The organism is Nonomuraea antri (assembly GCF_013283785.1).
GTDB lineage: Bacteria > Actinomycetota > Actinomycetes > Streptosporangiales > Streptosporangiaceae > Nonomuraea > Nonomuraea antri.
The window spans coordinates 1-7,788 of the sequence record NZ_JABCPZ010000344.1 but is presented as its reverse complement, the minus strand read 5'-3'; the positions used below and the strand labels follow the sequence as shown (position 1 = coordinate 7,788).

General features: G+C 73.7%; 8 protein-coding genes. 3 read left to right on the top strand and 5 right to left on the bottom strand.

Annotated features, from left to right (window positions below):
• Positions 1–618 (top strand): helix-turn-helix domain-containing protein (locus HII36_RS57530; RefSeq protein WP_173530725.1); only part of this gene is annotated, 618 nt, incomplete at its 5' end.
• A 94-nt stretch (positions 619–712) separates the two neighbouring features.
• A complete protein-coding gene (locus HII36_RS51475) occupies positions 713–922 on the top strand; it encodes a hypothetical protein (protein WP_173530724.1) in 210 nt (69 codons plus the stop codon).
• Positions 923–934: 12 nt separating this feature from the next.
• Here HII36_RS51475 and HII36_RS51470 read toward each other — a convergent pair whose 3' ends face one another.
• The 4 genes from HII36_RS51470 to HII36_RS51455 all read right to left on the bottom strand — a co-directional run bounded on the left by HII36_RS51470 (position 935) and on the right by HII36_RS51455 (position 5,446).
• Positions 935–2,563 (bottom strand): hydantoinase B/oxoprolinase family protein, encoded by a 1,629-nt coding sequence (locus HII36_RS51470; RefSeq protein ID WP_173530723.1) that lies wholly within the window; start codon positions 2,561–2,563, stop codon positions 935–937.
• Positions 2,560–4,587: a hydantoinase/oxoprolinase family protein gene (locus HII36_RS51465; RefSeq protein WP_173530722.1), complete on the bottom strand. Its 2,028-nt coding sequence runs from the start codon at positions 4,585–4,587 to the stop codon at positions 2,560–2,562. Before HII36_RS51465 ends, HII36_RS51470 begins: the two co-directional genes overlap by 4 nt.
• 78 nt (positions 4,588–4,665) lie before the next feature.
• Positions 4,666–5,058 (bottom strand): VOC family protein, encoded by a 393-nt coding sequence (locus tag HII36_RS51460; protein ID WP_173530721.1) that lies wholly within the window; start codon positions 5,056–5,058, stop codon positions 4,666–4,668.
• Between the two features lie 46 nt (positions 5,059–5,104).
• Entirely contained in the window at positions 5,105–5,446 is a 342-nt protein-coding gene (locus tag HII36_RS51455) for a hypothetical protein (protein ID WP_173530720.1), read from the bottom strand.
• A gap of 142 nt (positions 5,447–5,588) precedes the next feature.
• Here HII36_RS51455 and HII36_RS51450 point away from each other — a divergent pair, with 142 nt between their 5' ends.
• The gene (locus HII36_RS51450) at positions 5,589–6,209 is read left to right on the top strand and encodes a YigZ family protein (protein WP_173530719.1); all 621 of its coding nucleotides are present in this window, start codon (positions 5,589–5,591) and stop codon (positions 6,207–6,209) included.
• Positions 6,210–6,278: 69 nt separating this feature from the next.
• Here the strand turns inward: HII36_RS51450 and HII36_RS51445 are convergent, their stop codons facing one another.
• Positions 6,279–7,508 carry an isochorismate synthase gene (locus HII36_RS51445; protein WP_173530718.1) on the bottom strand — a complete coding sequence of 410 codons (1,230 nt, stop codon included), beginning with the start codon at positions 7,506–7,508 and terminating at the stop codon, positions 6,279–6,281.
• Between the last annotated feature and the right edge of the window lie 280 nt (positions 7,509–7,788).

The following is a 7,788-nucleotide window of genomic DNA, read 5'->3' as shown; positions in this document are numbered from 1 at the left end:
GCGCTGGGGTGGGCGGTGCGCGGGCCGGTCACCGGTTACCTGGTGCGGCCCGTCGGGGAGCGTCCTGACGCCGCGCGGGCCCAGGAGCTGATCACGGCGACCCTCGGCCAGGTGCCGGTGCTGCGGCGCGGCGAGGGCTGGGCGGGATGGTCCGCGCTGCCGCCCGTCGAGCTGGCCGAGCGGCTGCGGCGCTGCGTCGAGACGATGCCGTGGCCGTGCGCGGCCGGCGTCGGCGCGGCGGTCGCGGACCTGGCGTCGATGGGTGATTCCCTGCTCGGCGCGGAGGCGGCGGCGTTCGTCGCGGGCGCGGGCACGGTGGCCAGGGCGGACCGGATGGGCCCGGCCGAGCTGCTGGGCGCGCTGCCCGCGGGCGTGCTGCGCGCCCCCGCCGCGGTGGTGCTGCGCCCGCTGCTGGCGATCGACAAGGACGGCACGCTGCTGGAGACGCTCGCCGCCGTCCTGGACGAGGGCGGCGCGCTGAAGGCGGCGGACCGGCTCGGCGTGCATCGCAACACGGTCACCACCCGGCTGGACCGGATCAAGTCCGCCGGGTTCGACCTCGACGACCCCGCCAACCGGCTGGCACTCCAGCTCGCCTGTCACGTGCTGCTCCGCTGACCTCGGCGCTCCCGGTCCCGTTCAGGGGGTGGCAAGGGGGGTGCAACCGCGTCCTGCTGTGCTGGGGGCCTCGGCCGGAGCGGAGGAGGTCCTGATGGCGGACGAGAGTGTGACGCGGCCGTGGTTCGGCTCGTTCGTGCGCCGGGTGCTGGTGCCCGTCGTGCTGGTGGGGGTGGCGACGGGCGTGCTCTCGGGGTTGACCGGCTGGATGGGCTGGGCGGCGGCGGGGCCGGTCGTCGGGGCGCTCATCGGCGTGGCCTGGCTGACCGGCCGCCGCCACCCCCGCGCCGGCGGCGCCTCCTGACGGCCGTGCTGGTCAGCCGGTGATCATGCCCTGGGCGAGGTCGTCGGCGACGGCCTCGGGGGCCCGCTGCTCGGCGGGACCGTAGCCGCCGCCCCCGCCGGACTCGCAGCGCAGCACGTCCCCTTCGCGCACCGGCAGCGCGTTCACCTTCAGCATGCGCCGCTCCCGGAAAGTCCCCGGGTTGAGCGTGACGCGCGGTGGCGCGCCCGCCCGGCCGCCGGCCAGGCCCCAGGCCGGCGTGACCGAGCGCTCGAACCACAGCGACAGCGAGGTGTCGCCGCAGAACTCGTACTCGCGCACCACCCCGTTGCCGCCGCGCCACCGCCCGGCGCCGCCGGTGTCGGGACGCACCTCGTAGCGGGTGACACGCACCGGGAACAGCGTCTCCAGCACCTCGATGGGCATGTCGCGCAGCGAGCCGTTGACGTTGTTGATCAGGCAGGTCTCGCCGTCGCCGCCCTCCCAGGCGCCCCAGCCGCCGACGGTGGCCTCCTGCGAGACGTACAGCTTGCCGGTACGCGGGTCGGTGCCGGTGAACTGGACGATCAGCGAGTCGCCGTAGGAGGCCGCGGCGGCCTTGCCGGGCAGCGCCGGGGCCAGCGCCTTGACCACCAGGTCGATGAGCAGCCCCAGGTGGGAGTAGTAGTACTGGCAGGCGGCCGGGGACTCGGCGGCCAGCATCGAGCCCGGCCTGGTCTCGACCGTCAGCGGGCGGAACGAGCCGCCGTTGAGCGGCACGTCCCCGGAGACCAGCAGCTTGTAGCCGACCCGCACGGCGGCGACGGCCTGGGCGGCGCCGCAGTTGACCGGGCCGGTGGCCTGGTCGGCGCAGTCGGTCAGGTCCACGTGCATCGACTCGCCCGACACCGCGATCGTCACGGTGACCGGCAGCGGCGTGTCCAGGTCGATGCCGTCGTTGTCGAGGAACCCGGACGCCTCGTAGACGCCGTCCGGGATGGCCGCGATGGCGGCCCGCTCCAGGCGTTCGGTCTGGGCGAAGATCTCGTCGCGGGCGGCCATCACGGTGTCCGCGCCCCAGCGCGAGACGATCTCCGTCAGCCGCCGCTGGCCGGTCATGGCGCAGCTCACCTGGGCGCGCAGGTCGCCGAGCGTGGCGTGCGGGAACCGGACGTTACGCGCGATGACCTCGTGCAGGTCGCGGCACGGCGCACCGCCCGCGTACACCTTGACCGGGCCGAGCCGCAGGCCCTCCTGGAAGATGGAGGTGGAGTCCATGGAGCCGCCGGGGTCCTTGGAGCCGACGTCCAGCCAGTGGGCGCGCGAGGCGGCGAAGCCGGCCAGCTCGCCGTCGGCGAAGATCGGGCCGTAGACGGTGACGTCGTTGAGATGGGTGCCGCCGATGTAGGAGTCGTTGAGCACCCATACGTCGCCCTCCTGCCAGACGTCACGCCCGTAGCGGCGTTCGGTCTCGCGGGTGCACACCTCCAGGTTGCCCAGGAAGATCGGCAGCCCGGACGACTGGCCGAGCACGGTGTGATCGCGGTCGAGCAGCGCGACCGCGCAGTCCTTGGCCTCGTAGATGACCGGGGTGTAGGAGCTGCGGATGAGCGTGGTGTTCATGTCCTCCGCGGCCTGCAGCAGGGCACAGCGGATGATCTCCGTGGTGACGGGGTCGATCATGGGTTCACCTTGATGACGAGGAAGCCGTTGGCGTCGACGGTGGCCAGGCAACCGGGCGGGATGACGGTGGTCGCGGTCTCCTCCACCACGATCGCGGGCCCGGCGATCTCGCCGTCGAGACCGGCCCTGCGCAGCACGGGCGTGCGGTGCACGGCCCCGTCGAAGATCACATCGCGGACGTCGGCCGCCGCGGGCTCCGTGGCCTGCGGGGCGCGGGCGGCCGAGCGGGGGAAGGAGCCGAACCCGGTGCTGCGCAGCATGACGAACTCCACCGGCGCCTCGGGCGTGGCGTGGCCGTACCTGCTGGTGTGCGCCTCGGCGTAGCGGGCCGCGACGACCTGGAGGAAGCCGGGCTCGGCCGGTTCGGCGGCGTCGCGCAGCGGGATGGTGAGCGTGTAGTCCTGGCCTTCGTAGCGCATGTCGAGCGCGTGCTCGACGCGGCGGCGTTCTGCGGGCACACCTTGCCCGGCCAGCGCGTCGAGCGCGGCCGACTCCAGCGTCCGGAGCGTGGCGGCCAGGTCGGCGCCGTCGAGCGCGTCCTGCGGGCGGAAGTAGGGCCTGGTCAGGTCGCGGCGCACGTCGGCCTCCAGCATGCCCCAGGCGGAGAACGCGCCGGGGAAGCGGGGGATGACGACCTCGGAGATGCCCAGCTCGCGGGCGATGAACACGGCGTGCATGGCGCCCGCGCCGCCGAAGGCCACCAGCGCGAACTCGCGCGGCTCGACGCCGTGCTCGACCGTGAGCGTGCGGATGGCCTGGGCCATCTTGGCGTTGGCCACGTCGCAGACGCCCTCGGCGAGCCGCAGCGGGTCCAGGTCCAGCTCGTCGGCCAGCATGGCCACCGCCTCGCCGGCCGCCTCGACGTCGAGCGTCATCAGCCCGCCGGCGAACCAGGCCGGGTCGACCCGGCCGAGCACCACGTTCGCGTCGGTGACGGTGGGCCGGGTGCCGCCGCGGCCGTAGCAGGCGGGTCCCGGCACCGCGCCGGCCGACTCGGGGCCGACGCGCAGCGCGCCCGCCTCGCTGTAGGCGATCGAGCCGCCGCCGGCACCGATGGTGTGCAGGTTCACGATGGGCATCAGCACCGGGTAGCCCTCGATGCGGGCCTCGGCGCTGACGTCCGGCCGGCCGCCGACGACGAGTGAGACGTCGAAGGACGTGCCGCCCATGTCCACGCAGATCGCGTTGTCCCTGCCCAGCAGCCGGGTCGCGGCCACGCCGCCCATCGTGCCGCCGACCGGGCCCGACAGCAGGGTCTGCAGCGGCCGGCGCATCGCGTACGAGGCGTTGACCAGGCCGCCGGAGGACTGCATGACGTGCACCGGCACGCCCAGCCCGCGTTCGGCGAAGCGCTGCTCGATCCTGGCCAGGTACCGGCGTACCACCGGGCCCGTGTAGGCCTCCAGGACGGCCGAGGAGGTGCGCTCGTACTCGCGCCACTCGCGGGCCACCTCGTGGGAGAGCACGACGAGGATGTCGTCCCCGCCCAGTTCCTCGCGCAGGATCTCGCCTGCCCGCAGCTCGTGGGCCGGGTCGGCGTAGGAGAACAGCAGGCAGACGGCGACGGCGTCGAACCCCTCGGCGCGGGCGCGGCGGGCGGCGGCGCGCACGGCCTCCTCGTCCAGCGGGACGAGTTCGCGCCCGCGGTAGTCGAGGCGGCCGGCGACCTCCATCACCTCCGAGCGCGGCACCAGCGGGGCCGGCTTGCGGTAGCGCAGGTCGAACATGCGGTCGCGGTTGCCGCGCGCGATCTGGTAGACGTCTCGCGCGCCCTGGCTGGTCAGCAGCAGCACGCGGGCGCCCTTGCGCTCCAGCAGCGCGTTGAGTCCCTGCGTGGTGCCGTGCACGAAGAACGAGATGGCCGCCGGGTCGTCGACGACCCGGCCGAGCGCGGCGAAGACGCCTTCCGCGAGGTCTCCCGGGGTGGTGGGCGCCTTCGACGCCACGACGGCCCCGGTCCGCTCGTCGTAGCAGACGACGTCGGTGAAGGTGCCGCCGATGTCCATGGCGACGCGATAGCTCATGGCCGAACGGTACGACCGCACCACCCGCCCGCCGCTGTGCGCGCCGCACAGCTCAGGCGGGCGGGCAGTGCACGATGCTCAGTCGCCGAGTTCCTCGAACAGCGTGAGCTGCAGGCCGGCGGGCGCGGACAGACGGGAGTTCAGCGAGTTCCACGGGGTTCTGGTGGGCGGGGCGATCACCTCGGCGCCGCCCTCGGCCAGCCTGGCGGTGGCGGCGGTGGAGTCGTCGACCTCGAAGGCGACCCTGATCGGCCCGGCCACGCGCGAGCCGACCTCGACCTGGTCGATGAAGGCCGCGTGGTTGCGGTCGACGATCTCCAGGGTGGCCCGGCCGGCGTCGAGCAGGGTGACCTGGCCGTCCTCGGAGGACCAGACGGCGAGCTGGGACAGGCCGAGCACGTCGCGGTAGAACCGCAGCGCCTCGTCGTAGTCGTCGGCGGTGACCACCAGCCGGAGTTCTCGAACGCTCATGACCATCCCCAGCGGGGACGGGCCGCGGGTTATTCCGTGCCCGGGGTCAGCGCGGGGACTGCGCCGGGGTGGGGACGTCGTCGATCAGCCGGGCGGCCAGCGCCATGGCGGTGATCTCGCCGCGCAGCACCGGATCGGCGTCGAGGGCCCTGATGATCGCCAGTTGCAGGCCGGCGCGGGTGGTCTCGTCGTCGGGCTTGGCGGTGGCGACCCGCTCGATCAGCTGGAGCGCGGCGGCGTCGCCGCGGCCGAAGATGCGCTGCAGGATGCGGGCGCCGCGGGCGACGGCGGTCTCGGCCGCCAGTTCGGTGGTCCGGGCGAGCACGGTCACGCCGTAGGCGCTGATCGCCGCGTTGACGTAGGGCATGACCTCGTCCGCGATGTCCACGGGTGCCTCCGTAGGCTGTCCTGCTGGGGGATGACGCGATCGTAGCCCGGATCGCGCGGGGCACGCGGGCGGTGTTCGGCAAGCTTTACCCTCCCGCCACCCTCATGCTGATCTACTTTGTAAAGGCGCTAGCCTGTTCGCCATGGCCAAGCCGTTCCTCACCCTGAAATCCGGCGTCGAGCACGAGACCGAGGCGCGGCGTTCGCGCTTCATCTGCGCGATGGCGCCGGTGGCCACGGTGGAGGAGGCCGCGGCGTTCATCGCCGAGCGGCGGCGGCTGCACGCGGGGGCGACGCACAACTGCACGGCGTACGTGATCGGCGAGCGGCTGCAGAAGGGCGACGACGACGGCGAGCCCGGCGGCACGGCGGGCACGCCGATGGTGCAGGCGCTGGTCGGGCGCGGGTTCAGCGACGTGGTGGCGGTGGTCACGCGCTATTTCGGCGGCGTGCTGCTGGGCGCCGGCGGCCTGGTGCGCGCCTACGGCTCGGCGGTGACCGAGACGCTCGACCGGGCCGAGGCGGTGCGGATGGTGCCGGCCAGGCTGATGCTGGTGTCGGTGGCGCACGACCAGGCCGGGCGGGTCGAGAACGACCTGCGGGCCTCGCGGTTCGCGGTGCGCGAGGTGCGGTACGGCGCGCAGGTCGGGTTCTCGGTGGCGGTGGGCGACGACGAGGTGGAGTCGTTCACGGAGTGGCTGGCGACGCTGACGGCCGGCCGCGCCCGGGTCGAGCCGGGCGCGGAGATCCACGTCCCCGAATAGGCCGCCGCGGGCCGGGGCACGGAGATGCGCGTCCCCGAACAGGCGCCGCGGGCCGCGAGCGGCCGGGGGTCAGCCTTCGAGGGCGTACTGCATGACGCGGAACTTGGCCTGGGCCTCGGCGAGCTCGGCGGCCGGGTCGGAGTCGCCCATGATGCCGCCGCCGGCGAACAGCCGGGCGCGGCGGCCCTGGACGATGCCCGAGCGCAGGGCGATGCCCCACTCGCCGTCGCCGTTGGCGTCGATCCAGCCGACCGGCCCGGCGTATCCGGCGCGGTCCATGCCTTCGAGCTCGCGGATGACCTTGATGGCGGTGTCGGTGGGAGTGCCGCCGACGGCCGCGGTGGGGTGCATGGCGGCCACCACGTCGAGCACGGACGCGCCGTCGGCCAGGCGTCCGGTGACGTGGCTGGCCAGGTGCTGGACGTTGGGCAGGACGAGCAGTTCCGGCTCGTCGGGGGTGTGCAGCGACGAGCAGAGCGGCGCCAGGGTGTGGCGGACCGAGGCGATGGCGCACTCGTGCTCGTGGCGGTCCTTGGCGGAGGCGAACAGCGCGGCGCCGCGGGCGACGTCGTCGGCGGGGCCGGTGCCGCGCGGGGTGGTGCCGGCCAGGACGAGGGATTCGATCTCCTGCCCGGTGCGCCGGATGAGCAGCTCGGGCGTGGCGCCGACCAGCCCGGCCACGGAGAAGGTGTAGCACTCGGGGTAGCGCTGGGCCAGGCGGGTGAGCAGGATGCGGATGTCGATCGGGTGCTCGGCGGTGGCCAGCAGGTCGCGGGCGAGCACCACCTTCTCCAGTTCGCCGGCGCGGATGCGCTGGGCGGCGCGGGCGACGACGTGTTCCCATTCCGGCGCGGTGAGGCTGCCGTCGCCGTAGCTGATGCGGCCGGGCTCGCGGACCGGGGTGAAGGTCTCCAGTGGCGCGTCGCCGATGGTGGTGAGCCAGGCGTGGCCGTCGCGGCGGGCGAGGATGGCCTGGGGCACGACCAGGACGCTGCCGTGGGAGTCCTCGTCGAAGGTGAAGGTGCCGAAGGCGACGGCGCCGCTGCCGGGGACGCGCAGCGGGTCGTCGACGTGGGCGTCGCCGAGGACGGAGGTCAGCCATTGCCGGGCCCAGGCGAACCGCTGCGGGCCTGGTGGCACGGCGACGCGGGCGGCCTGGCCCCAGCCGACGAGGCCCTCGCCGTTCCTGATCCAGGCGTAGGGCGCGGTTCTGGGCAGGGAGGCCAGCAGGTCACCGGGGTCGCCGACGGGGGTGGTGCGAACCGGTAGCGGGCGGGTTGTTCCGAGCGCGACACTCACTCAAGACACTCTATGCGGGAACTGAACACGTTCGACTCGGACCCCCGTGAATGCGTGGTTACGGTCAATGAACCCGGATAAAACTGGACGTTGGGGCCTGTTTTCGGCAACCAGATCGGGTCCGGCTGTGTCAAGCGGCGATATGAAGTCGGTCCTGAAACGGCATGGGTGACGTCAACATCACGCTGAGTTCATGATCATCTCCCTACCTTGGGCGCATGATCGCTCGCCTCGCCGCCGCCGTGGCGGTCCTCGCCTCCGGCGCCGTGCCCGCCGCCCC